This window comes from Chryseobacterium taiwanense (genome assembly GCF_000813825.1).
Lineage (GTDB): Bacteria > Bacteroidota > Bacteroidia > Flavobacteriales > Weeksellaceae > Chryseobacterium > Chryseobacterium taiwanense.
Genome location: NZ_JWTA01000004.1, coordinates 158711 through 184710, shown reverse-complemented (window position 1 = coordinate 184710; position 26000 = coordinate 158711). Strand labels below are relative to the sequence as shown.

Annotated in this window: 15 protein-coding genes; all 15 read right to left on the bottom strand. The window is 37.2% G+C overall.

Going from position 1 to position 26000, the window contains the following annotated elements:
- Positions 1–10: 10 nt before the first annotated feature.
- A complete protein-coding gene (locus RM51_RS04420) occupies positions 11–703 on the bottom strand; it encodes a YoaK family protein (RefSeq protein WP_039365563.1) in 693 nt (230 codons plus the stop codon).
- 73 nt (positions 704–776) lie between these two features.
- Positions 777–1334 carry a hypothetical protein gene (locus tag RM51_RS04415; RefSeq protein ID WP_039365562.1) on the bottom strand — a complete coding sequence of 186 codons (558 nt, stop codon included), beginning with the start codon at positions 1332–1334 and terminating at the stop codon, positions 777–779.
- Between the two features lie 358 nt (positions 1335–1692).
- Complete coding sequence (locus RM51_RS04410; RefSeq protein WP_039365561.1) at positions 1693–2241, bottom strand: antibiotic biosynthesis monooxygenase; 549 nt, start codon at positions 2239–2241, stop codon at positions 1693–1695.
- Between the two features lie 21 nt (positions 2242–2262).
- Complete coding sequence (locus RM51_RS04405; protein ID WP_039365560.1) at positions 2263–3321, bottom strand: NADH:flavin oxidoreductase/NADH oxidase; 1059 nt, start codon at positions 3319–3321, stop codon at positions 2263–2265.
- 4 nt (positions 3322–3325) lie between these two features.
- Complete coding sequence (locus RM51_RS04400; RefSeq protein WP_039365559.1) at positions 3326–5548, bottom strand: response regulator; 2223 nt, start codon at positions 5546–5548, stop codon at positions 3326–3328.
- Between the two features lie 53 nt (positions 5549–5601).
- Positions 5602–6297, bottom strand: coding sequence for a LytR/AlgR family response regulator transcription factor (locus RM51_RS04395; protein WP_039365558.1), 696 nt, complete (start codon positions 6295–6297; stop codon positions 5602–5604).
- Positions 6298–6340: 43 nt separating this feature from the next.
- The gene (locus RM51_RS04390; protein ID WP_039366412.1) at positions 6341–6817 is read right to left on the bottom strand and encodes a Dps family protein; all 477 of its coding nucleotides are present in this window, start codon (positions 6815–6817) and stop codon (positions 6341–6343) included.
- 204 nt (positions 6818–7021) lie between these two features.
- Positions 7022–11572 (bottom strand): fibronectin type III domain-containing protein, encoded by a 4551-nt coding sequence (locus RM51_RS19040; protein WP_052248391.1) that lies wholly within the window; start codon positions 11570–11572, stop codon positions 7022–7024.
- A gap of 373 nt (positions 11573–11945) precedes the next feature.
- On the bottom strand, positions 11946–16622 hold the full coding sequence (locus RM51_RS04380) for a GEVED domain-containing protein (protein ID WP_084110938.1): 4677 nt from the start codon (positions 16620–16622) through the stop codon (positions 11946–11948).
- Positions 16623–17533: 911 nt separating this feature from the next.
- The gene (locus RM51_RS04370; protein WP_039365552.1) at positions 17534–18712 is read right to left on the bottom strand and encodes a PepSY-associated TM helix domain-containing protein; all 1179 of its coding nucleotides are present in this window, start codon (positions 18710–18712) and stop codon (positions 17534–17536) included.
- Positions 18713–18714: 2 nt separating this feature from the next.
- Positions 18715–21156 (bottom strand): TonB-dependent receptor, encoded by a 2442-nt coding sequence (locus tag RM51_RS04365; protein WP_084110935.1) that lies wholly within the window; start codon positions 21154–21156, stop codon positions 18715–18717.
- A complete protein-coding gene (locus RM51_RS04360; protein ID WP_039365550.1) occupies positions 21143–22531 on the bottom strand; it encodes an AMP-binding protein in 1389 nt (462 codons plus the stop codon). Before RM51_RS04360 ends, RM51_RS04365 begins: the two co-directional genes overlap by 14 nt.
- Before the next feature lie 4 nt (positions 22532–22535).
- Positions 22536–22781 carry an acyl carrier protein gene (locus tag RM51_RS04355; RefSeq protein ID WP_039365548.1) on the bottom strand — a complete coding sequence of 82 codons (246 nt, stop codon included), beginning with the start codon at positions 22779–22781 and terminating at the stop codon, positions 22536–22538.
- Position 22782: 1 nt separating this feature from the next.
- A complete protein-coding gene (locus RM51_RS04350) occupies positions 22783–24189 on the bottom strand; it encodes an MATE family efflux transporter (protein WP_228375774.1) in 1407 nt (468 codons plus the stop codon).
- Positions 24186–25994, bottom strand: coding sequence for an IucA/IucC family protein (locus RM51_RS04345; RefSeq protein ID WP_039365545.1), 1809 nt, complete (start codon positions 25992–25994; stop codon positions 24186–24188). Before RM51_RS04345 ends, RM51_RS04350 begins: the two co-directional genes overlap by 4 nt.
- Positions 25995–26000: the final 6 nt, after the last annotated feature.

The window sequence follows — 26000 nt, the reverse complement described above, 5'->3', positions numbered from 1 at the left end:
TCAAAAATCATCAGCTTTTATGAGACGTTGGCTTTAGAAATAATGAATCTTTTGAAAGTAACATGTAATAAGTAACGATCAATACTGCGGGAATCAGCATAGAAACTAAACCAAAGGTTGAAGATATTAATGCTCCCAATAGGCAACCTATCAAAAATCCGGTTAGAAGAACTAATGATTTTTTTAATTCAATCAGTTTTTCCAAAGTGTGTTGTGTAGAGAAATAAGAAAAGAAATCTAATAATGCTTTAGTCACATTTCCTGTCATTACTGTGGTTGAACCAAATGTTGAATTCGCGTATAATCGATTGGCCGTATTTTGAATTCCCATGGCAAATACGATCAACATCAGCATTAAATGATAGATAAAGCCGGTTTCAATATGATTTTGTTTTAAAAGAAAGGCAATACAGCCAGCTATAATAAGGAAAAAGCCGATGGATGCAAAGATTCCCCGTTCATTTTTATAAATATTGTCAATTTTTCTGGTTAAAATTACTGCTGAAATAAAAACAGGAAAACTTACCAGGTTGGTAAAGTCGCTCAATGTGTGATGATGAGACAATTTATAGGCAAACACAACAAAGTTTCCCGTAATATGAGCAGAAAACAAACCATCTGCAACAGTAAAGGTACTTGTATCGACAAAACCGGCACTGAACGCCATGAGGAGAGATGAATAGAAGATGGCATCTTTTTTCATTTTTGATGATTTATAAATGGATATAAATAAAATGAGCGTACCTAAGCACGCTCATTATTTTTTTTAGTTCAGATTAAAAAGGCTGATTGTATTTGCCTGTTAATGCTTTATTTTCAATGCTTTTTGCGAAGTTTGGGGTTTCTTCGTGGTTGTGGGCATCGGAAGCTGCCTGTCTAGATGCGGCTGCATCAGCAAGATTTACGTTATGTTCTTTTAAATATTCGAACATTTCGGGAGTGGCTGTCGCGTGAATTTCATTGGTGTACAACGTTGTATTATCATCGATTTTTGTGGCTTTCAGTTCCCATAACACCTGAACTTTTGTTCTTCCGTTTTTGGTAATAGAATCTGAAATAGATAACATTCTGCAATAATCAGGTCTGTACACTGTAGCAACATAATGCTGAACCATTAGTGCATCACCAATTGTTTCCACGTTTAAAGAAACGGGTTCGCCATCATACGTAGTAGAAATAGCTGCTCCGATGTGTTGTGTTGAGCATCTTTGGTATTCTGCATCGGGAAGATTAAGCAACCAGTCAGCGATGTTAACTTTTTCGATAGGGGCACTGATGATAGCTGTTACACTTGAATGAGACAATGCGTTTTCGGGAGTTTGTAAGATTTCCATAATAATTGGGTTTTAATTGTTTGTATTATTTGATGATGTAAAGCTACAAGCAACCTTGTGTAAAATCAATTGAAGTTCGATGAACAGGCAGAATGAGTCGTTGAGTAATGATAAATATTTAGTGGAGAAAAAGAGAGGATGCGATCGCTATAATATTTGACTCTTAATATATTCTAGATTATTATTTTAAATGTCTGGCTGAGATTCCTACGGAATGACAAAAATGATGTTTTAAATAAAAAATCACTGCAAAACGCAGTGATTGTATTGGTTATATAATTTGATAACTTCTCGAGTAAAATTCTGAAAGAATTTTACTCGAAGTGACGAGTGGGGTTAATCATTCTGTAAGAAAATTTTAATTAAAAAGCCATTTTCTGATAAGTTTGGTATAATTAGGCATGACTACGAAAACCATCATAAAAACAATACAACCGGAAATGAAAAGTCCATCATAATAATGATTTGCAGGAATTTTTAATAGTCTTAAACAGGGAAGAAGCAATAAAGGAATCAATAATGATAAAGGATAGATTGCAGACCAAGTGACTAAAAACTGTTTCCAGCGAACGGGAACTTTTGTTTCATTTTCGTTTTCAAATAAGAAGTCGAGACCGGATTTTATTTTATAATGATCATTTTTCCTGAACAGAGAATTGGCTTTTTCGATCTGTTTTTTTCTGTGATCAGATTTCATCCAGTTTCTGAGGTTGTCAATCGTGTCAAATCTTATAATTATCGTATAAACATACGTTAAATCGGGAATAGGTTTTATGACTTGCCAATCGATAAAGCCTTTTGAATGTTTGGTTAATGGGACGATCTCATGTAACCATTTTTCGTATTCCTGCTGTTTCCCATCCAGAATATGATGGGTAATGACTACAGATGCACCATGAGTTTCCATTTCTTCAGATTTTAATTAGGGTTAAAAAGCGCGTTTGTACTGCCAAGGAATTTTTGTATCGAGTTCCAACTCTATAGCAGAATGAATAGAGAAATAGGGATCTCTTAAATGTTCTCTTGCTATAATGACCAGATCTGCCTTATTTGAGGTAATAATTTCATTAGCCTGTTTAGCACTGGTAATCATACCAACGGCTCCGGTTAAAAGACCTGTTTTTTCTTTAATTGTTGTAGCAAAAGGAGCCTGATATCCCGGGAAAACAAGATCTTTGCTCACATTTGTAAAACCTCCTCCTGAAGCGGTAATAAAATCAACCCCGTTGTTTTTCAAAATTTCAGAAAGTTTTATGCTGTTGTCCAATGTCCATCCTTCTTTTGTTTCTACATAATCTACTGCTGAAATCCTTACCAGTAATGGCATTGATTCAGGAATTGCTTTTCTGATTTCCTGAACGGTTTCTACAAGAAACCGGATTCTGTTTTCAAAGCTTCCACCATATTCATCTGTACGTTTATTAATAAGTTCCGAGTAAAACTGATGAAAAAGATATCCATGTCCTGCATGAAGTTCAATGGTGTCAAAACCAGCTTCTACAGCACGAATGGCAGCTTTTGTAAATTTGTTTTTCAACTCCTGAATTTCTTCAATGGTAAGCTCCTTTGGAATGACTCCGTTAATTTCTGTAGGGGATGAACATTTCACAATCCAGCCACCTTCTTCAATAGTGAGAGGCTTCATGCGTTCATTAGGATGTTTTAAGCTTCCTTTTCCTCCTGAATGCCAAAGCTGAATTCCTATTTTTGCCTCTTGTTCATGTACAAAATCTACAATATTTTTCCAGGCATCTTTTTGTTCATTATTCCAGATTCCTACATCGCTTAGGGTTGCCAAGCCTTCTTCTGAAACGGCGGTACATTCTGTCAGGATCAGACCGGCACCACCTACGGCACGGCTTCCTAAATGTACAAGATGCCAATTGCCGGGAATCCCGTTTTTTGCACTGTATTGTTGCATAGGAGATACTACAATCCTGTTTTTAAGTACAAGACTGCGAAGTTGTATCGGACTAAATAGATTCATGGTTTTAAATTTTAATATTCTGTAATTGATGCAATAGTTTTTCAGCTTCCGAAATAGAAGATAAAATGATGTTTTTGACTTCTTCCAAAGCTTTTTCTGATACTGGATTTTGATCAACCGTATTTTCTAAAAGTTCCAATTTTTCTTCCAATAATGGCAGTAATCCCATTATTGCAACACTGGATTTCATATCGTGTGCTCTGAGTTTTACTACACTGAAATCCTGATTTTGATAGGCTATTGTCAATTCTTTCAAATGTGGCGGAAGATTATCGATGAACTGTTGAGTAACAGTTTTCTCAAAATCGTTATTTCCTCCACTTATAGACTGCATATAGGATAGCTCAATATATTGGAAAGTAAGGGAACTATTCTGTTGATAAGAATGGTTGGTAAGGGTTTGTTTGATTCCGAATTTAGAGATTAAATTAAACAATTCATGCTCATTGACAGGTTTTGAAATATATTCATTCATTCCTCTGCTAATGCATTTTTCTCTTTCTCCTGCCATTGCATGAGCCGTCATTGCAATAATAGGAACATCCAGTTTTAGAACTTCTCTTATTTGTTGAGTTGCTTTATAACCATCCATTTGAGGCATCTGAAGATCCATTAATACTAAGTCTGAATGATTTTTTTCAAGATACTCAACGGCTTCCAATCCATTTGAAGCAACATCAAAATCAATATTCCATTGATTCAATAAGTGTTTCATCAGGCTCTGATTGATCGCATTATCATCTACGATAAGAACTTTTAATGGAGTATTGGATCTATCTTTGAATACTTGAGGATCTACCGTATGTACCTCATGAAGCTGTTCTTCAGCAATAGCATAGGGAATATAGAAATGAAATGTTGTTCCTCGTCCAGGTTCACTTATCACTTCAATATTTCCGTTTTGAATTTCTATAAGTTTTTTTACAATAGATAATCCTAGCCCGGTTCCTCCATAATTTCGGGTAATAGAATCTTCGGCCTGATTGAACCTTTCAAAGATTTCGCCCAGTTTTTCTTTATCAATACCGATTCCTGTATCAGAAATTTTAACGCCAAGAACAACCTGTTTTTCTGTCTGATTTTTGTTGTAAACTTCGATAATAACTTCTCCTTTATGGGTAAATTTGATAGCATTTCCGATGAGGTTTACCAAAATTTGGGTCAATCTTGTGGCATCTCCTATGAGTGTATCCGGAATTGTAGCATCTACTTTACTGGAAATTTTAAGTCCTTTTTCTTTTACTCTTTCTAAGAATAAAGTCTCTACAGAGTTGATCAATCCGTTGATGCTGAATATTCCTGGAGTGATTCTCATCATTCCGGCTTCAATTTTTGATAAATCTAAAATGTCATTAATGATGGTCATTAAATTTTCTCCTGATCTTTGAATAGACGATACGAATTCTGTAGAGGTTTCGTCCAAAGGTCTTTTAAGCAAGAGATTGGTAAATCCTAAAATTCCACTGAGAGGAGTTCGGATTTCATGGCTCATGTTGGCCAGAAAATTTTCTTTTGTCTGTGCAGCAATAGATGCTTTTTTCTCTGCAATATCTAAGTTCTGAATGAGCAAGCGTTGACGTTTGAACTGACGAAGGATATGATAACCAACAATGGAACCGCTTAATATTAGAAGAATTAACAAAGAAATATCATAAAGTCTGGCTTTTTGACCCATTTCTTCATTTTTCTTACTGAGGTCTACCATGTGAAGCTTTCTGCTTTCATAGATTTTTGCAGTAATAGAGGTGATTTCATTCGAAATTTTTCTGGCTCTTGGATTGGCAATAGAAGTATTGTCATCCATATTGCCAAGAGTAAGGTAACGGTGGAGTAGTTTGTCCTTCGTTCTCTTTTTGTCCATCGCCAAAACACTTAATCTATGAATAAGTCTTTCTTCTCCAGTATCTGCATTGTCTTTGGAAAGAGAATCCAGAAAGTTTTCTATTTGATAAATCTTTTGATCAATGCCTTCCAAATGAGTGGTGTCATTCGTTGCAATAGAAGCTCTGATTCTGCTTTCAACGCCTAAAATATCTCGGTCGATTTCACGTAAGTGATTGCTGGAACGTAATTCATTCAAAAGTTTATTATTATTTTGAATAAGTTCTTTAGTATTTTTGGCAGAATTGATTTGAACAGCTATTAAGAGTAACGAACCCGCAATGAAGCTTATAATGATAAAATAACTAAATCGCTTGTTGCCCATTACTGAGAATATTTTTTTCATAAATTAAATTTTAAATTAATGAGCAGAAGGAAGTTATTGTAAGAAATAAATGTTTAAAAAACATTCATTCTTTTGTTAAGAGCTTTCCTGTAAGCGTCTGCTACGGGGATAAATTTTCCGTTTATCTTAATTCCGCCATCTTGTAAGGTATCGATTTTACCAACAGAGATAATATACGATCTATGAACTCTGATGAAGCTTTCTTTGGGTAATCGCTCTTCTGCGGCTTTCATTGTCCCATGAATGGCAAACATTTTTTCTTTGGTGTAAAATTTTACATAGTCGCCCATTGCTTCTGCATAAAAAATATCATCCAGTTTCAATCTCCTTGTAATATTGGAGTCTCTTACAAAAAGAAATTCATCTTTGGTAACCTCTACATTTTCTTTTCTACTTTCAAGAATCGCTTGTGCTTTGCTTACGGACTGTAAAAATCTCGCAGGCATTACTGGTTTTAGAAGATAATCAGCAATATTAAGCTCAAAAGCTTCTAGGGCATATTCTTTATTTGACGTCGTAAAAATGATAATGGTATCTTTCCCTGAAAGGTTTTTCGTAAGTTCGATTCCGGTCATTTCCGGCATTTCGATATCCAGAAAAATTAGATCTACAGGATTGGATTGCAAATAACTGTAAGCCTCAATCGCATTTGAAAATTCACTCACAATTGTAAGATTAGGAACCTGCTTTGCTAAGTGTGCTAAAGTTGTTCTTGCAATATCATTATCGTCTACGATAAGAGCTTTCATAGGGCTATTTATTTATGATGTACACAAATATAATTATTCCTTTTTATTTTCTGAAGTATGAACGGATCATCCAAGCCATTTCTTCGTGAGTTTCCATCAATCCGGTAATGAAATCGCTAGTACCATAATCTTTGTATTCTTCAGCAAAAGGAGTGATGTTCCCGCGTAAAAATTCGATGACACTTTCATGATCGCTCAACAAATCTTTCATGTAACCCAATCCATCATTGGTTCTGTCACTGTATTCTGTAAGGTGTGTTAATTCCAAATAGATTTTCATGGCTGCAGGAGCGTAATGTCCTATTTTTCTCATACGTTCTGCTACACTGTCGATGATTTCGTCTAGCTGTTTGTATTGCTCTTCAAAGAAAATATGATTGGCGTGGAAGTTGTCTCCGGTTACATTCCAGTGTGCATTTCTGGTTTTGATGTAGAGTAGGGTTTCGTCAGCCAATAATTTTGCCAATTCTGCTGCAACAGCGTCTGCGTTGGTTTCTGTAATTCCGATTTTTGTTTTCATAATAATAAAATTTAAGGTGAGTAGTATTGTTTTTTTCTGAAGTAAAGTTCTGTCCAAAATCTATTATTTTGAGATTATTTTCGATGAACGGGCAAAATGAGTCGTTGGAGTCGTGATAATTTTGACTTCTTATGAAAAAACAAAAAATCAGCCCCCATTTCTGAGAGCTGATTCTATTTTAAAAATAATGAATTATTATGATTCTTATTCTTTAATGAACTTCTTCTGTACTGAAGTTGAGCCATCCTGAATATCGATCATATATACTCCGTTGATCAGAGCATGAACATCTACCTTGTTGTTTAAGATAATTCCGCTTGAGATTAATTGTCCAGCAGCACTATAAATCTTATAATTGGCACGTTTGCTGATATTCTTTACATTCAATACCGTTGTTACGGGGTTAGGGTAAATCAAAATATCTGTTTGATTCAATAGGCTTGAAGTAGCCTTCTTGGTAATTCTTACCGTATAATCTTCTACTTCTCCACTGTCAAAGTTGGTACAATTTACAGGAAGGCCTCCTTTCATCAATGCTACTCTCATTATGACATACATATAGTCTGCATTGCTTACAAAAGCATCTACTGGCACATTGAATGTGGTAGTCGCTGTTGCTGCTGTGTTTGGTCCGGATACTAAGATTCTTTCATTGATATCAAATTCTCCGTTTCTGTTAAAGTCAATCCAAGCTACTACTCCTGCATCTGCTGTTGCTACTTTATCAATCGTTAACTGATTATTTGATGAACCTTGAATCAATTCAATTTGAGCTTTGGTAACGGCTGTATAATCCGTATACGTTGATCCCGCCGAAGGATTTTCCATCTGTGGTTTTCCGTTAGGAGTAACCGTTACTTTAGAAATGTAATCTCCTGCTGAATTCACTGCTGCCTGCTGACAATAGATCACTGTAGGTGTTGTAAAGTAATACGGCAAAGTAAAGTTACCTGGTGTACCACTACAAATATTCGCTACTTCCATTTCATATTTAGTCAATTCCAATAAGCCGGTAAGTGTATGAATATTATTTGACACTGTAATATTCGTCCATCCCGGAACTCCTATTTTTCTGTATCTCAAGATATACTGACCTGTTGCATCCGGACCGTTGTAAGGATCCCATTGAATTTTTGCACTTGTTGGCTTTAATTCAAGAATAGTTAATCCCGGTGGAGCAATATCACAGGTTCTTTCTGTTGTAAACCTTGATAAGCTTGACCAAGGATTAGGTGTTGTAGAACTCACACATGTACTTCTTACCTGAACTTCATACTGAGTATATGGTGTTAAAGTATTACCAGGAGAAGGAAGAGTGTACGTGTTTGCAGGTGGGTTTGGTAAATTAATTGGCCCAATCCATGCTGATGGGGGATCTCCTACTTTTTTCCATTGCAATTGATAGGTTGCACTTGCCGCTAATGGAGACCAGTGTACAACTGCTGATGTAGATGTAATATTGGTAAATGTTACGTTGGGTGGAGTCGGGTCACATGTTGTTGTAAATTCATTATGTGAATATGCTCCAACATTAATGGTATTACAAACTGCTGCTACTTCCACTTCATATAATGTTGCAGGTAATAATCCCGAAATCGTAATATTTTGAGTAGGATAGTTTGGCGTTACATCCTGACCAATATTTGAAGGTAGCCATCCTCCAGTAGAACCAACCGGACGATATCTTAACTTATAAGACGCTCCACCATCATCCTGTGACCATGTAATTACAGCTGTATTATGAGTGATGGTAGCTGGAGCTACTGTAACTACAGGAGTAGCTGTACTACAAACTCTTAACACAATATTATCTACTGCCGCCGGTGGTTGAGTTCCTGTAGCCGCATTATTTACCCATTCAAATACCAAACGCATTACGGTACCTGCATAATTGGTAAGATTTAAACTTGCATTGGAATAAGATTGCCAAGTTGTACCATTTTGATTGAATTGACCAACCTGAACTCTTCCCGGTGCTGTCGGTGTTCCGGTTACTGCTGTAATCTGCGTTCCCGGTGTTGGTAAGAAGGTGGCGGGTACCAACCACACTCTTAAATAATCTACGGTCGTCTGTCCATCAGCTTTCCAATCAAAAGACAATGTAGCAAGAGAAGTTCCTGCAGGAATCTTAATATCTCTGTATGCTTGCACTATACTCGTTGATGTAATGGTATAAGCATTTGTGACTCCATTGTCATTAGAAATATAAATAGATTTTCCTGTATTTCCTGTGGCAGAACCATGAGCCCATTTATTGGTTTGTGTTCCGTTCAATAATCCTAAATCATTTGTCCCTTCAAAATTCTGAAGATAAGGAAGCGTAGCAGGAATTTGTGTCGTCATAAAACTTGGTCCTTCTGCCCAATAACTACTATCTGTAGGAGAACAAACTGCTCTTACCCACCAGTAGTAAGTAGTATTCGGAACCAAAGTAGGAGTTAAATCTACAGAAGTAGTTGCTGATGGTCCTGTAGGAGCTGCTCCAAAAGCAGGTGGAGTAGGCGAAGTAGAGATATAGTATACATATCCATTTCCAGGTGGAGTTGTTGGAGTTGCCCAGCTGATAATAGCACCTGTTCCTTCTATTGAACTAACGGTCATACCTGTAGGTGGCAAACAAGTAGGAGGTACTCCCACTTCTAAACTATAATCTACATAATTACCATACGGTGCTGCTCCACAAGAAGTAATAGCACCTGAACCTGATGTTGCAAACCTTACTCTATAAATTCCATAGGGTAGTGCGGCAGGTACGTTGATCACTGTTGAAGCACCTGTATTAACAGTAGTAGTGGTTGCCAGAATAGTTTCTCCTACATCATCAAAATCCATATCATTATTCCAGTCTACCCATACATAATAACGATAATAATAGGTGTTTGCTCCTTTTAATGTTACATTAATTGCACTTCCTGGTGAAGTGTTGATTGTATTTGGTGAATTATTAACATATGCTGTATAGGCCGATGCTGCATAATTTAAATTTGTCCATCCTCCGGTTGTTGTAATTTGTGACAAATAATACAATGACGAGCTTGTACCTGCGGAAGGTAAACAATAGGCTGTATACGCCGTAATCGGTCCTGCCCAAGGACTTGCATCGGTAGCATTACATCTTGCTCTTACCCATATATAATAAGTAGTATCTGCTGCTAAACCAGGAATGGTGTACGTTGTGCCTGTTATTCCTGTGATTTGAGGAGCAGTTCCTGTGTTAGGAGCGATATTGGTGGTATTATAATAAATTTCATATCCTAAAGGAGCAGATGTAGAAGCTGTCCATCCAATACTTGCTGATGATGTGGAAGTGGCATTTAAAACTAATGCCGTAGGAGGCATACAAGTTGGTGGAGCACCAATTTCTAAATTATAATCCACATAACTCCCATAAGGAGCTGCTCCACAAGAAGTAATCTGACCGGAGCCTGAAGAGGCAAACCTTACTCTATAGTTTCCGTAAGGTTGTGCAGGAGGTACGTTAATAACTGTTGAACTTCCGGTATTAACTGTTGTAGTCGTGGCCAAAATAGTTTCTCCGGCATCATTAAAATCCAAATCGTTATTCCAATCTACCCATACATAGTAGTAATAATAATATGTACTTGCGCCTTTTAATGTTACATTAATTGTACTCCCAGGTGAAGCGCTAAGTGTATTAGATGAATTATTAACATATCCAGTATAAGAAGATGCCATATAGTTCAAATTTGTCCATCCTCCTGTCGTACTAATTTGTGATAAATAATATAATGACGAGCCAGTTCCGGCAGAAGGTAAACAATAAGCTGTATATATCACTAAAGGTCCAACCCAAGTACTTTGACTGGAAGCACTACATCTTGATCTTACCCATGCATAATATGTTGTATTTGCAGTCAATGGTGAAAGCGTAGCCGTAGTTCCCGTAGTCACTGTCTGAAAAGGTGCAGCCGTAGCTGTTGGTATAGCTGTAGAAGTTGTATAGTATACATCATATCCTCCTGCAGGAGCTGTGGTCGGAGCTGTCCAACTGATTCCTGCATTTGTTGGCGTTAATGTGGTCAAAGTTAAACCTGAGCCTGATGGAGGTGGTACACATGTGGGAGCAGCACCGAATGTCAATCTTATATTGGGTCTATTGGAAGAAGTGTATCCATTAGTGCTTTGCGGCACATTATTCCCATAATAATACATATGCTTAGTCGTAGCTGAAGAATACGTAATTTTACTTCCTGTACTACTTGTTGATCCTCCTGAAGATCCACCAAAGTTTGTTTCAACAAGAACCTGTAAATTATCTGTTCCATTATAATAGTACTGGTTTTGCAAAGTAATTGTATTCCAACCGATCGGTAAATTATTTACCGTTCCATCATAAACTAATACAGCACCTGCTTTTGTAGTCGTCCAAGGCTGTGCTGTCAATGTTGTTGTGGTGCTTGGAACAGATTTTAAATAAATTTTTATCGGAAGATTGAAGCTCATTGCTTCAGTACAGTTCCAGGCTACAGATTGAACACTTCCTCCTGCCGGTAAACTTATTTCCGCAGCAGTATAAAGTGATGCCGACATTTCGTAGGCATAATAAGATCCTAGAGGGTACCTTTGGGTGCTCGCTCCTGTACCGATTGTAACTGTTTGTGCCTGTACAAACAGTCCTAAAATCATACAAGACAATGCAACCAAGTTCCTCAGGAATCTTTTGGTTTTAATCATTTTCATATTTTCAAATTTAATAGTGATAATAGTGTAAAGAAGTAAGTATAACTTTTTCATGAATGTAGTTATACGAATAAAAAGTAATTTTCATTTCATATTAATTATTTTATTGATTTCTCAAATTTAAATATATTTTTCGATTAAAAAATTTGAAATATTTTAATTTATTTGATTAAACGTTATTTAAATATATTTATTTTAATGAATAATTAAAAAAAATATTTTCTTTAAAAAGTATTTATTCCTTACAGATATGAGTTAAAAATTCTCTTATTTGTGAATAATAAAATAGGAAATTAGATTTTTTAAAGAAAAATTTCATTCAATAGCTTATTGAAATGTTTGTTTAAAAAAATATTCACAAAAAAAAAAATCAGCTCCCATTTCTGAGAGCTGATTCTATTTTAAAAGTAATTAATTATTATGATTCTTATTCTTTAATAAACTTCTTCTGTGCTGAAGTGGATCCATCCTGAATATCGATCACATACATTCCATTGATCAGAGCATGAACATCTACCTTGTTGTTTAAGATAATTCCACTTGATATCAACTGACCGGCTGCACTATAAAGCTTATAAGTTGCACGCTTGCTGATATTCTTAACATTCAATACCGTGGTTACCGGGTTAGGGTAGATCAAAATATCATCCTGATTCAACAGATTTGTAGCTGATTTCTTGGTAATTCTTACTGTGTAATCTTCTACTTCTCCACTAGCAAAGTTGGTACAATTCACAGGAATACCTCCTTTCATCAAAGCAACTCTCATTATAACATACATATAGTCTGCATTGCTTACAAAAGCATCAGTAGGAACATTGAATGTGGTAGTTGCTGTTGCTGCCGTGTTTGGTCCGGATACTAAGATTCTTTCATTGATATCAAATTCTCCGTTTCTGTTAAAGTCAATCCATGCGACAACGCCTGCATCTGCTGTTGCTACTTTATCAATAGTCAGCTGATTATTTGATGAACCTTGAATCAATTCGATCTGAGCTTTTGTAACAGCTGTATAATCTGTATACGTTGAACCTGCTGAAGGATTTTCCATCTGTGATTTTCCGTTAGGAGTAACGGTTACTTTAGAAATATAATCTCCTGCTGAATTCAATGCTTCCATCTGACAATAGATTACCGTAGGCGTTGTAAAGTAATATGGCAAAGTAAAGTTACCTGGTGTACCACTGCAAACATTTGCTACTTCCATTTCATATTTTGTCAATTCCAATAAGTTGGTAAGCGTATATGTATTATTTGATACTGTAATATTCGTCCATCCCGGAATTCCTACTTTTCTGTATCTCAAGATATACTGACCTGTTGCATCCGGACCATTATAAGGATCCCACTGAACTTTAGCACTTGTAGGTTTTAGTTCAAGAATAGTTAATCCTGGTGGCGCAATATCACAGGTTCTCTCTGTTGTAAATCTCGATAAGCTTGACCATGGGTTAGGCTCTGTAGAATTTACACAGATATTTCTTACCTGAACTTCATACTGTGTATATGGTGTTAAAGTATTACCAGGAGAAGGAAGAGTGTACGTGTTTGATGGTGGATTTGGTAAATTAATTGGGCCAATCCATGCCGATGGGGGATCTCCTACTTTTTTCCATTGCAATTGATACGTTGCACTTGCCACTAATGGAGACCAGCTTACCACTGCTGAAGTAGCTGTAATACCAGTAAACGTCACGTTTGGTGGAGTCGGGTCACATTTTGTTATGAACTCATTATGTGAATAATTTCCAATATCAATTGTATTACAAACTGCAGCTACTTCTACTTCATACAATGTTGCTGGTAATAAGTTTGGAATCGTAATACTTTGATTAGGATAGTTTGGCGTTATATCTTGACCGATATTTGAAGGTAGCCACCCTCCCATAGAACCAACCGGACGATATCTTAATTTATAAGACGCTCCACCGTCATCCTGTGGCCATGTAATTACAGCTGTATTATGAGTGATGGTAGCTGGAGCTACTGTAACTACAGGCGTAGCTGTACTACAAACTCTTAACACTATATTATCTACTGCTGCCGGAGGCTGAGTTCCTGTAGCAGCATTATTTACCCATTCAAATACCAGACGCATTATGGTACCTGCATAATTGGTAAGATTTAAGCTTGCATTGGAATAAGACTGCCAAGTTCCATTTTGATTGAATTGCCCAACCTGAACTCTTCCTGGTGCTCCCGGTGTTCCGGTTACCGCCGTAATCTGAGTTCCCGGTGTAGGTAAGAAGGTGGAAGGTACCAACCATACTCTCAAATAATCTACAGTCGTCTGTCCTTGTGCTTTCCAGTCAAAAGAGAAACTAGCCAGGGTAGTTCCTGTCGGAATCTTAATGTCTCTATATGCCTGAACTACACTTGTTGATGTAATGGTATAAGCGTTTGTAGTTCCATTGTCATTAGAAATATAAATAGATTTTCCGGTATTTCCCGTGGCAGAACCATGAGCCCATTTATTGGTTTGGGTTCCGTTCAATAATCCTAAATCATTCGTTGCTTCAAAATTCTGAAGATAAGGAAGGGTTGCCGGAATTTGTGTCGTCATAAAGGTAGGACCTTGCATGATATAGCTACTATCCGTAGGTGGGCAAATTGCCTGTACCCACCAATAATAAGTAGTACTAGGAAGTAAATTGGCAGGCAAATCTACCGAATTTGACATTGTACTACCCGAAGGAGTTGATCCTGGTAGGGGTGGTGTAGATGATGTGGAAATATAATATATATATCCACCAGCTGGAGGAGGGGTTCCCATGATCCAGCTTATTGTAGCTGAGTTTCCTGTAATTCCGGATACTGTTAATCCTGTAGGAGGATAGCAGCTAGGTGGAGCTACAACAGTCAATGTGAAGTCTACATAGTTTCCATAGGGTGCTGGTCCACAAGGTGTAACTGTGCCACTCCAAGAAATTGAACATCTTACTCTGTAATCTCCTAGGGTTGTACCAAGAGGTACAGGTATTGTGCCAGTTAATGTTGAAACAGAAGAAGTATTTGAAATAACTAATTCTCCCGGATTAGCAAAAACACCATCTTTATTCCAATCTACCCACACTTTATACAGATAAGTACTTGTCGGTACAGAGCCTGATAAGTTAAGATTTATATTATTTCCTGGAGATGTCAATGCAGCCATATTAGAATTAGTATATGCATTATAAGAGTTTGCTGAATAATTAATATTCGCCCAAGCTCCGGTTGAAACAACATTTTTTAGGTAATAAGTAGTAGAAGTGGTTCCTGCTGTTGGTGTACAATAACATTGTATAGGAGGATTTTGTCCTACAGTAACTGTATTAGAGGTTGCACTTTGGCTGGTATTAGTACATGTGACTACGCATCGATAATCGGTAGCCACTGTTTGGCTGGTTACAGCGTAATTAGGGGCTGTAGCACCTGCAATCGCTGTAAAAGTACCCGCGCCGGCAGGACTGCTATACCATTGATAAGTTATGCCTACTGCAATTGTGTAACCTGTGAGTGCTAGATTAAAAGGAGCACCTACACAGGCATTAGTAATTGTTGCTGCGGCTGTACCTGTGACAGGTGTTCCTGTACAATTCACTGATGGAATAACCGTAATATCGTAATCTTCTGTTTCACCAGATCCGAAATTCGTACAAGCATCGGTTGGAAGGTTTGGATTAGAACTTCCTCTAGTTCGAATACGCATACGGGTAGTTCCTAATGTGGCTGTTACCGGAATAGAAACAGGTACACTTAAAGTTGTTCCGGACGGAATCCCTGCGGAACTACTACCAGGTCCTACATAGAAATGTTCTGTAGAACTTAGAGTTCCATCCTGATTCCAGTCAATCCATACAGAGGTAATGGCACCACTATAAGTGCCTGAAGGTCCTATTGTTATACTTATGTTTTCAGTAGTCCCCCTCATCACAGAAGTCGTTGCACTTGGATAATAAGTATAATAAGGAGATGCTGTGGGCTGAGAAGCGGAAGAATTATTATTAATACCGCCAAACTGTACATTGTTAATAAAGGTACCTGTGCTACCTGAGCTTACTGGTGCACAGTAATTTAAACATGCTATACCAGAGTTTTGTCCTACAGCAACTATATTGGAAGTTTGTGTACTCCCTCCATTGGTACAGGTTACAATACATCTGTAGTCTGTAGCAGCAGTTTGATTAGTTACCGTATGAGAAATGGATGTAGCCCCAACGATATTAGTAAATGTAGCAGCTCCTGCAGGAGAACTTTGCCATTGGTAAGTAACGCCGCTTCCTATTGTAGAACCAGTTAAGGAAAGGTTGAAAGGCGTATTTGCGCAAATATTACTAACGGAAGCCGATGCTGTACCAGCTGTTACTGATCCTGAACAAGTTGTTCCGGGTAAAGTAATATTCCATGTTGTGCTAATTTCAGCTTGGGTAAGTGCTCTATTGTACATTCTGAATTCATCCATAGTACCATCAATTGAAGTACCCTGAGAACCCACAACAAAGTTTGCCCCTACTAATGGATAACTAGCTCCTACTGTTACAGATTGTTGAAATACTCCATTAATATATCCGGATACTGTACCTGCGGTTTGATCATATACATAGTGTATTACACTCGTTCCTGAAGCCCAGGCGGACATATCTAACGTAATGGAAGGAACTCCTCCTGTTAGTCTGATTTTATTTGCAGCACCACCTATAAAACATCTAAATGTTCCGTTCCCGGTAGTGTTCCCAAACATATAACGGGTCGTTGGTGGGGTAGGAACATTCATCCAGAATGAGATGGTCCAACTGCCATTATGAGTCCCTGTCCAACCCGGATTTACTCTATTGGTAGCTGTAGCACCTGCAGCTCCTTGTAGTCCGGTACCAAATTGACCGGTACCGCCTATAGTAAGTCCTAAGATAGGGGCAGGGTTAGTTCCTACCGGAGCACTGGCATTATTTGCTACAGCTGTTCCTGGTGTGTCAAATTTATAATACATTAATTCCGGAACTGCTTGTGCTCCTACGAAATTGTATAGTAAAATATTAAATAACAATAGGATACGCAAATTAGGTTGCGCAAACATTTTTATTGATAACGAAATTGTTGAAAAAAATGAGTAGAGTTTTTTCATATTTATACAATTCTTATTGATTAAACATTAAATTCATTTGATTAAAAAAATGGTTTTTTAATTACTGTGTAGTTTATTCACTGTATTTAATTTAGGTGGAATTAAAGAACAGGTGGTTGGTCATGTTGTTGTAAAGTTTTTTCATAGGCAATATTATTTAAATGTTAAAATGTAGAATTACTTTTAAAGCAAAAAACACCTTCCAAGATTTAAGTTTTTAATTTAAAAAAGGAAGGTGTAACTATAAGCGTATCTTTAAATTATCTTTTAATAATTAATTTTTCAGAAACAACGGTTTTTTCTCGGTCTTTGAGTAGAATCATATACATTCCATTTGCGAATGAGAAAGGATTGCTTCTAGTAGCATTAATATTATTAAAGTCTAAGGTACCTATATGGATATATACTCTATCCAAGGTTTGCAAAAAATCATAATGAGAATTGCCATTTGTTCCGCGATATTTGGGAACTTGTGAATAGAGAATAGTACTGAAATAGAAACAAAAAAGAAAAATAGTAGATTTATATTTCATTCGCATGTGATTTGTTAGTTATTTAAATATAGCTAAAAATTAGTTTGAATAATGTATGATTGTTTTTAAATTAACACTTATGTAATATTTTAATAAGCTTATTGGTTGTTTTTTTATAATCAAAAAGGTTTAGATTTGATAATTTATATTAAGTGAAAATATCAAGCTTAACAATACTTTAATAATTGTTGTTACTAATATAAAAAGGATCTAAATGAACATAAAATTAAAACTAACAACTGTTCTTTTTAATTTAGTAAGTGTGATGGAATTCCTGATAAGTGTGATGAATAAGTTTTGAAATATTTTTGATAGGAAAGGAGGGAGAAAATTAATAACAAAAAAGACTTCCTTATTCATAAGAAAGCCTTTTGTACTTTAGTTTTTGGATATTTTAATTCTAGATTTCTTTTTAGGTTTTTTCTTCTTTTTATTGATATAAATAATAAAACCTGTAATAGGCAATGAAGTTGCTATGAAGGCTGCCAAAAGATAAATCAGTCTGGTTGGAGTTCCGAGAATACTTCCTGTATGCAGATCGTAATTTCTCTCCCTTAATGCAGAACCGGATCCCATATGATCTTTATAAGACTGATATTTTAAAACCTCACCGGAATATTGGTCAATATTATAATGAATATTCCGATAGTATCTGTTGTCAAAATTTACTTCAGCATAATAAGTTCCTTCTTCCGTTCGTGGAAAATTAATCATGGCAGATTTTTTATCATGAAGGTCTTTCAGTACTTTGTCACCTACTAGATTCAAAATATTTTTCTGATGGATGAATTCTCCGGCCGGAATTTTACTTTCAGCTTTTTTTTCCTTGATACTATTGTCGTTTAATGTGTTTTCTACCCATTTATCAATATCTTCAAAGCTCCATATCAATGCGGAATAGCATATTAATAATAACGGAATGACAGCATAGAATCCCAGTACATTATGAACATCATAATTGATTCTTTTCCAGTTGGCTGAGGTTTTAATAAAAAACATCCCTTTCAGCATGGCCTTGCTCATTTTTCGGGGATACCAGATGACCAGTCCGGAAAGTAATAGGATCGTAAATATAAGAGTAGAATATCCCGTTATCATTTTTCCTATCTTCTCTCCGAGTAAAAGTCTGCGGTGTAGATCCAGAACAATTTCAAAGAAATCTTTTTTTGCATTTTCCACCTCCTGAATTTTTCCTGAATAAGGATCTACATAGACTCTGTAATAATAAATATAGGTTCCCCAAAAGGAGAGGGCCTCGTTATTCATTTTCAGAGTACGGAACATATAGGTTCTTGATGGATCGGAGGAGATTTGAACCCTTTTTATTTTCAGACTGTCGGGGAGTGCTTTTTCTGCTCTCAGAGTCAATTCTGAAAGCGGTAATTTTTTCTGTTCTATTTTTTCTACAAAATACCTTTGAGGATGTATAAACTGTTTCAGCTCATCTTCAAAAGCGAGGATACATCCTGTTGCCGCTATAATAACAATGATAAGCCCGGACGTGAGTCCGAGCCATACATGTAATTGATAAGCAATTTTTCTGAATATAAGTTTCATTATTAAAATTTAAGAGTAACCTCTGCAACAAAGTTACGAGGCATCTGGGCAACTATAACACCCTGTCCTGCAAAATACTGGGTATTTCCTAAATTATTCATTTTAAATCCTACTCTGTATCTTTCTTTTTCAAGAGACACGGAAGCATTCACCAAAGTATACGCTGGGAATATAAACTGTCCGGTGGTCACATTGTCTACACTAATCTGCTTCCCAACACGATTGACCCCAAAGCCTAAACCTAATCCCTGAAGCCCTTTAATCGGCAAAATATAACTGACCCATGAATTGAAAACATTAGCAGGCCCCGAAGATGAAGGACGACGACCGTCAACAGACGCGGCAGCTCTTACAAATTTGCTGTCGTTATAAGAATACCCTGCTATAATATTCAGCCCCTGGATCGGGTTCATGGTTGTTTCAATTTCGAACCCTTTGCTTCTTTGTTCTCCATCCTGGATCGTCACATTGTAGTTCTTTCCGTCACGGGTTATTGGTTCTACTCTTAACATATTATCCACAAGAATATCATAATATCCTACGGTAAAATTCACTCTGTTTCTCCAAAGATTTCCTTTGAATCCTGCTTCCCACTGATTGGATCTCTGTGGCTTGAAATCCCCGCTGTAGTCGGCAAGCGGCTGCGCAACAGGAGCGACATTACTGAATCCATTCATATAGTTGGCATAGGCAGACAAATGTTCTTTGATGATCTGATAAGATAAACCAAATTTAGGAGACAATGCATTCTGGTTGAATGTTCCTGTATTGATGTTTGTGTTCAGGTCAAGCTGCCCCTTACTTTCATAATGGTCAAAACGTAAGCTTAGCAAAGCAACCAAACGGTCTGTAATATATACCGCATCAGAAACATAGGCTCCATACATATTACTTGATGCCGTATTTCTTACCAAAGGAGCTGTAGAGCTTTGAATCTTCTGCAATGCCAGATCTCTGGATATATTTCCATATGTACCCGTTACTGGTGATGCTATTGGCGCAGTAGGGTTTCTAGGGTCAATGTAATCAAATACAACAATCGGAGAAAGGTTATTATTCAAAGACTGGTTTAAATAATCTAAGCCAACAAGCAGTTTATTTTTGATGCTTCCTATGTTAAATTCTCCGTTAAAGTTCTGCTGAATACTTGTAGACGCACCTTCACCATTCTGCCACTGTACATTACGTTCCAAAAGGTTATCTGTAGCTCCTCTCATGAACTGGTACTGATACAATCCTTCCGTTTTTCTATAGTTTCTTGAAATTAAAGTCTGAGAACTCCACTGATCTGAAATTTTATAATTCACCTCAGCCTTTATGTTGATAGAAGGAGCCTTTAAGCTCATATCATTATTAGAATATGATTTTTTCCAATCGTATCCAAGCTGATCCGGAGTTGTTGCAATAAATGGTCTGGTTCTCGGTAAAAAGATAATCGGGGTGTTCGTTCCTTCATAGGTATAAATCTGAGCACCAAGGTTGAATTTTAACCGGTCATTCACCTGATAGCTGAATGTAGGTGCCACAAACATGGATTTTCTGAACTCAGAATCTCTGAAACCATTCTGATACTGGTAGGCGGCATTCAAACGGAACAAAGTTTTCCTTGAATTCGTGATCGGACCGTATACATCAGCTGTAACACGGTTCAGATTATAACTTCCCAAAAGATATGAAGCCTCACCTCCAAAATAATCTTTCGGTTTTTTGGTGGTCACATTAATCAATCCTCCAAAGGAATTTACGGTACCTCCGTACAGAGTTCCGGAAGGACCTTTAATCACATCGATACGTTCAATGTCCGCAGGATCAATTTCTGAGTTGGTCGTTGCAGGAACACCATCTACCATAGAAATTCTGGTAGGAAACCCTCTTAAATTATAATAAAAGCTTCCATCTCCTGCTCTACCGGCGCTTCCCTGCATTTTTACAATACCGGGAGCATTTTTTACCGCATCCGAAACATCATAAATAAGCTGCTCTTTAAGAACCTGCTGGTTAATACTTGTGTAAAACTGGGGATTTTCAATGTTTTTTAACGGCATTTTGGCGACGGTGGTACTGTCCCTATCCAAAAATTTGTTTCTGCTGAAAGCATATACTGTAATTCCTTCAATGACGTTGTTTTCTACTGAAGAAGTATAGATTGGAGGAATTTCAAACACATCTTTTTCAATGTGAATCTGCTCACGCATTAACTCAATATCATTCAAAACCACCTGAAGTGTATATTCTCCCGGCGGCACATTATCAAAGTAATATTCTCCTGAACTATTGGTCTTGGCCTGATACGGTGTATTGACTAATCTTAAAAGTGCGTTTTTCACAGGCACTTTTTCAGAGAGCATGATCTTTCCGTTTACACGTTCGCTCTGCTGGGCAGAAACAACCATTGGAAGACCAATAAAAAATAAAAGTAATATAGGGGTTTTAAATATTTTCATGCTGTAAGTTTTGTAGTAAGGGGTAGTTGATTTTACCGTTTTGTGATAGTGGAAATGACTCTATGTATTCTGTACGTATGTATTGTGGGTTGATACTCAGTTTGTTTTTTATGATGTCAATAATATGTTGCGGATCTATTTCCGGATTGTCATACAGAACAATGATTTTTTTATCGCGATCATTAAGACAGGCAAACGTATTTTCTTTCAGTTCATTTTTAAGAATGAATTCAACCTCATCCAGATTCAGGCGGATACCGAAAAGCTTCATAATACGTTTTATCCTTCCTGTGATATAATAGATTCCATCATCACTTTTTCTGGCCGTATCTCCGGTATGAAGTATCCTAGGTTGATTATATGAAATAAGATCTTCCAGTGTATTTGCATATCCTCCAAAAATACTTTTATGGGAGAACAGTAGTTCTTCGGTATCAGGATCAATCCTGAAATCGCCGCCATGTACCGGAGTTCCAATAGAGGTTTCATCATTTAAAAGCCCTTCAGTGGAAAGGTAAGCCATTCTTCCTCCGGCTTCAGTCTGTCCGTATTGGGCAAAGAATTCCTTATTGTACTCATTACAGTATGAAAAAATGATTTTTCTTAATTCACTGTTGATCACTCCGCCGGTATGAGTTAAATATCGTAAGCTGGGAGAGTCTTTTCTGAAAAAACCGATTCTGTTGAGGTTTTCATAAAGGTAAGGAACGCCTCCTAAAGTACTATATCCGTACAGATCCATTTCATCCCAAAAGGCTTTCTGCATGATATCCTTATCAGAACATACGATTCTTCCTGCACGCATACAGTTGGTGGTAAATATGGAAAATCCGTACACGAAGTTAATCGGAACATTTAAAGCCACCACATCAGAGTCCAGAATAGGCATATACTGAAGAATACTCAAAGCATTCTGATAAAGACTTTCATCCGAGAGTTTTACCAATTTGGGATTTCCTGTTGTTCCTGAAGTACTCAGAAGGATCTTGATTTCGGGATTAATAGTCACTTCATGCTTATAATCATCCTTCATAAAGATGCTGATCGTCTCTGAAAACTCTTTCAGGCTGTAGCCGAGAATTTCATTTCTTTGAGGATCAAAGATGTATTTGGGACGATATTCTGCTTCAAGACGGTCTTTGAAATCTGTATGCAGTTTTTGCCCGAGCAAAGCAATGGTATGTGCTGTTCCATAAAAATTAAGAAGCACCTCAATACCCGGAAGCTGATTATCATTATATAGAAATAACAACCCTTTTTCGACGGGGTTTAATCCCAGAGACCGGTACAGTGTTCCCACCGGAATCGTTTTGCCAGTAGAAGCCTCTGTGAATAAGAGGCTTTTATTGGCAATTATATTTTCTAAAATTTTCATAAAATTAGTTTTCTACGAATACTTCGTATTTTTTCATTTTCTCACGGATTTTTCCCACGGTGCCCATTTCCATGATATCGTTAAAGTCAAACTTTACCTGATAGTATTGTTCAAGAGCTTCTACGATAAGAAGATGAGACATAGAATCCCACTCCGGGATTTCCTGATAAGTGAGGTCTTCATTCACCAGTTCTTTTTTTACTGCGATGGCAGCAGCAATAATTTCATAAAATTCGTCTGTAGTGTTCATTTTAAATTTTTATAGTTTTCCATTTTCCATTTTTAAAAATCATCAGGAATAATACAGCCAGTACGATTTCAGAAGAAACAATAGCGGCAAATATTCCTTTCAGTTCCCATTGCAGCCGCACTCCTAAGAGATACGCCATAGGAAGCTGAATGACATAAAACATAATGATGTAAAGCAGCGTAACCTGCATAATATTTCCGGCTGCATTCAGCGCACGGCTTATGACCATGGTAAATCCTAACAGTAAATAAGCCATAGAAACAACATGAATATACTGTACAGCATATCTCGCAACTTCTGCTTCTGTAGTGAATAGCTTGACAACATATTCAGCCGCGATTTGCCAGAATAAAGCTACGGCAACCAAATAGGTCATATTGATGGTTCCGGCTCTCCATACCGTTTTTTCAGCGCGTTCCGAATTGCCGGCTCCTAGATTCTGCCCTGTAAGCACTCCGGCTGCGTTTCCTATTCCCCAGGCAGGCATTGTTGCTACTGAAGCAATACGCTGGGCGATAATGTATCCTGCAAGAGCTGTTGTTCCGAAAGTGGCAATGATTTTCACCATAATCAGCCAGCTTGAGGTGGGAATGATATACTGAACAAGTCCTCCAAAGGCAATTTTCAGGATCTTTTTCAACAATGGAAAATCCCATTGAAAAGGAGTCATAATACGGATACTAGTCTTCCCGGAAAAGAAGATGTATATCTGATACAAAACGCCTAAAAATCTCGACAGTACAGTTGCATAAGCCAATCCCATCAGTCCGAAAGCGGGGATAACTCCTAATCCGAAAACAAGGATAATCGCAAAAATGATGTTGGAAATATGGCAGATCCAGAGAGATTTCATGGCAATATCGGCATCACCTGCTCCCCGAAACAGTCCATTGACAGAAAGGCGAACGATAATTAGTCCTATGCTGAGAAAAACCAACCTTGAAAACTGCAATCCGTCATTGACGCCATGACTGTTTACTCCCAGAAAACTTACAATTTCAGAGGAGAATAGACAGGAAAGTCCGCCAATTAAAACAGCAAAAAACAAAGCCAGCAAAATAATATACTGCGCTGTTCTTCCCATTCCTTCGTAATCTTTTTCACCGGCTCTTCTTGCAGTTAATGTTGCAGCAGCAATCCCGATACCCACCGCAATGGCATAAGCAAAATTGATATAGTTGTCCGTAATCCCGACAAGACCAAGAACTTTATCACCCAATTTGGCAATGATCAAAAGATTGACGCTCACGAAGACGGATTCCATCACCAATTCCATCACCATAGGAATTGCCAGGCTAAAGATGGAACGGTTAATACTTCCGGAGGTCAGCTCGGTTTTTTTTCCGGCTAAGGCTCTATAGGTAAAAACCGATCCTTCTTTTATGAGCGTAAGGAGTTTCCTCATCATACAGATACCGAATTTTTATTGGCAATCTCATACAGAGGATTAGGCAGTGCTCCGTCTTTCCTTGGAATTGCGAATGCTTTATTTTCGCTGTATCCGTTATTTTTCAGACGCAGACTGTTGATGTAAAACCTTTTGAATGTAGGCACATACAAATCATATTTTTCATAACGTTCCTGTAGATGAGTATTTTCTGTTTTATAATGTTCCACACAGTCATGAACAAGCGACCAGAAGGTTTGTTCTTTAAAGTTTGAATACGTATGTAGAATATTTGAAAGATACCTGAAGAAGGCATCAAAAACGCCTAATAAAATAAAAAGAGGAATGTTTTCTTTATTGGAAGACTGGATAAGTCCGTCTGCAAGATGCGGCGGAAGTTTTTCTCTGGCTTCTTTGGTAAGCACAATATCATCTACAAAATCTTTGATGACAATCCTCTGCGGAACACCATTCTTTAAAACCACCATGATGTTTTCTCCATGTGGAGTTACACACAGTGAATGAGTGTAATAAATGTGGAGCAGAGGCGTAAGATAAGCGTCAAGATAGCTTTTCAGCCATTCTTTAATACTCATTCCTGATTTTTCAGCAAAAGCCTGTACTAAAGGAATCCCGTGATCATCTACATAAAGGAGTGATGCCATCGTTACCATTTGTTCATCCTCTTGAAGATAATTTTCAGCACTTTCACGCCATAAAGCCCCAAGAAACTCATTATACTGATAAGGTACTTGTTCTATTGATGAATATTGCGGATGTAAGTATGTAATTGAAGCTTCTTCCCCTAAAAATATAGTTCCTTTGTTTTCTAAATAAACATCATCTTTGATCAGGCTTTTTACCCATTCCGTGATAGAAGGGGCTATTTTCATCTGTTTGGGAGAAAGTCCTCGGATGTTTCCTGTACTCAGAATAGAAACCGCAGTTTTCAGATATCTTTTTTCAGGATGATCTACATTGAACAGTGTACGGATGCTTTGTTGTGGACTGTATACATCTTTTCCTTCCCCCAGATTAATTAAAAGTCCGGTCGCGATATCTCCGGCAAAATGAACCTGAAGCTTATGCTCCCATTGCCACGGATGAACAGGAATAAAAAGATAATCGTCAGCAATTTTTCCTTCATCAGCAAGCTTTTGTGTAAAGTTTTCATATAAATCATCTCCGATTTCTGAACGGTAGAATGCTTCTCTTTCAATATATTCCAATGACTGGAAGGTTGATCTGCTGCGGTGTGAAGCCAGCCAGATAATATGCAGGTTTTCTTCTGCTTCAGGAGCAAATGTCTTAAAATCACGAGGGGAAAACCCAAGTCTGCTTTTGTTAACAATGACCCACGGATGTCCTGTCATATTGTGTTCCACAGTCTGGTAATCCGCCATTGCCAAATCTTTTGAAGAAATGATTCCTTTTGACAGGATCAAAGCATCGCAATACAAAGTATGAAGCAGTTCTTCCGTATATTTAGCCAACGTATTCGGATCTAGATCAAAAACAGGATGCATTTCTCTGAAGAAGTTCGCTACATCGATCAAAGAAATTTTTTCTCCGTTTTCTGTTTTTGTGATACTGTTTTTATCAATATGCCAGTAATCCATCATCCTTTCCTGTCCTCTGAAGCTGTATATAATATTTTCAAAACCTGTTTCGATGGTAAAGACGGAATATCCTGCTTCATCCTCGAAAGAAAAAATAGGTTTCAAAAGTTCTTCATGCATGAGTTCTGCAATCGTTTTTGCCATTAAGTTTCTGTTGGCTTGGTGCCAGTTTTCCTGGCTTATGGTGTTTCTTAACTTGGTGTTCATTGTTTC

Excerpts from the sequence above, each read along its gene's own strand:
- RM51_RS04420 (WP_039365563.1), bottom strand. The coding sequence starts at position 703 with ATGAAAAAAGATGCCATCTTCTATTCATCTCTCCTCATGGCGTTCAGT.
- RM51_RS04415 (WP_039365562.1), bottom strand. The coding sequence starts at position 1,334 with ATGGAAATCTTACAAACTCCCGAAAACGCATTGTCTCATTCAAGTGTA.
- RM51_RS04410 (WP_039365561.1), bottom strand. The coding sequence starts at position 2,241 with ATGGAAACTCATGGTGCATCTGTAGTCATTACCCATCATATTCTGGAT.
- RM51_RS04405 (WP_039365560.1), bottom strand. The coding sequence starts at position 3,321 with ATGAATCTATTTAGTCCGATACAACTTCGCAGTCTTGTACTTAAAAAC.
- RM51_RS04400 (WP_039365559.1), bottom strand. The coding sequence starts at position 5,548 with ATGAAAAAAATATTCTCAGTAATGGGCAACAAGCGATTTAGTTATTTT.
- RM51_RS04395 (WP_039365558.1), bottom strand. The coding sequence starts at position 6,297 with ATGAAAGCTCTTATCGTAGACGATAATGATATTGCAAGAACAACTTTA.
- RM51_RS04390 (WP_039366412.1), bottom strand. The coding sequence starts at position 6,817 with ATGAAAACAAAAATCGGAATTACAGAAACCAACGCAGACGCTGTTGCA.
- RM51_RS19040 (WP_052248391.1), bottom strand. The coding sequence starts at position 11,572 with ATGAAAAAGTTATACTTACTTCTTTACACTATTATCACTATTAAATTT.
- RM51_RS04380 (WP_084110938.1), bottom strand. The coding sequence starts at position 16,622 with ATGAAAAAACTCTACTCATTTTTTTCAACAATTTCGTTATCAATAAAA.
- RM51_RS04370 (WP_039365552.1), bottom strand. The coding sequence starts at position 18,712 with ATGAAACTTATATTCAGAAAAATTGCTTATCAATTACATGTATGGCTC.
- RM51_RS04365 (WP_084110935.1), bottom strand. The coding sequence starts at position 21,156 with ATGAAAATATTTAAAACCCCTATATTACTTTTATTTTTTATTGGTCTT.
- RM51_RS04360 (WP_039365550.1), bottom strand. The coding sequence starts at position 22,531 with ATGAAAATTTTAGAAAATATAATTGCCAATAAAAGCCTCTTATTCACA.
- RM51_RS04355 (WP_039365548.1), bottom strand. The coding sequence starts at position 22,781 with ATGAACACTACAGACGAATTTTATGAAATTATTGCTGCTGCCATCGCA.
- RM51_RS04350 (WP_228375774.1), bottom strand. The coding sequence starts at position 24,189 with ATGATGAGGAAACTCCTTACGCTCATAAAAGAAGGATCGGTTTTTACC.
- RM51_RS04345 (WP_039365545.1), bottom strand. The coding sequence starts at position 25,994 with ATGAACACCAAGTTAAGAAACACCATAAGCCAGGAAAACTGGCACCAA.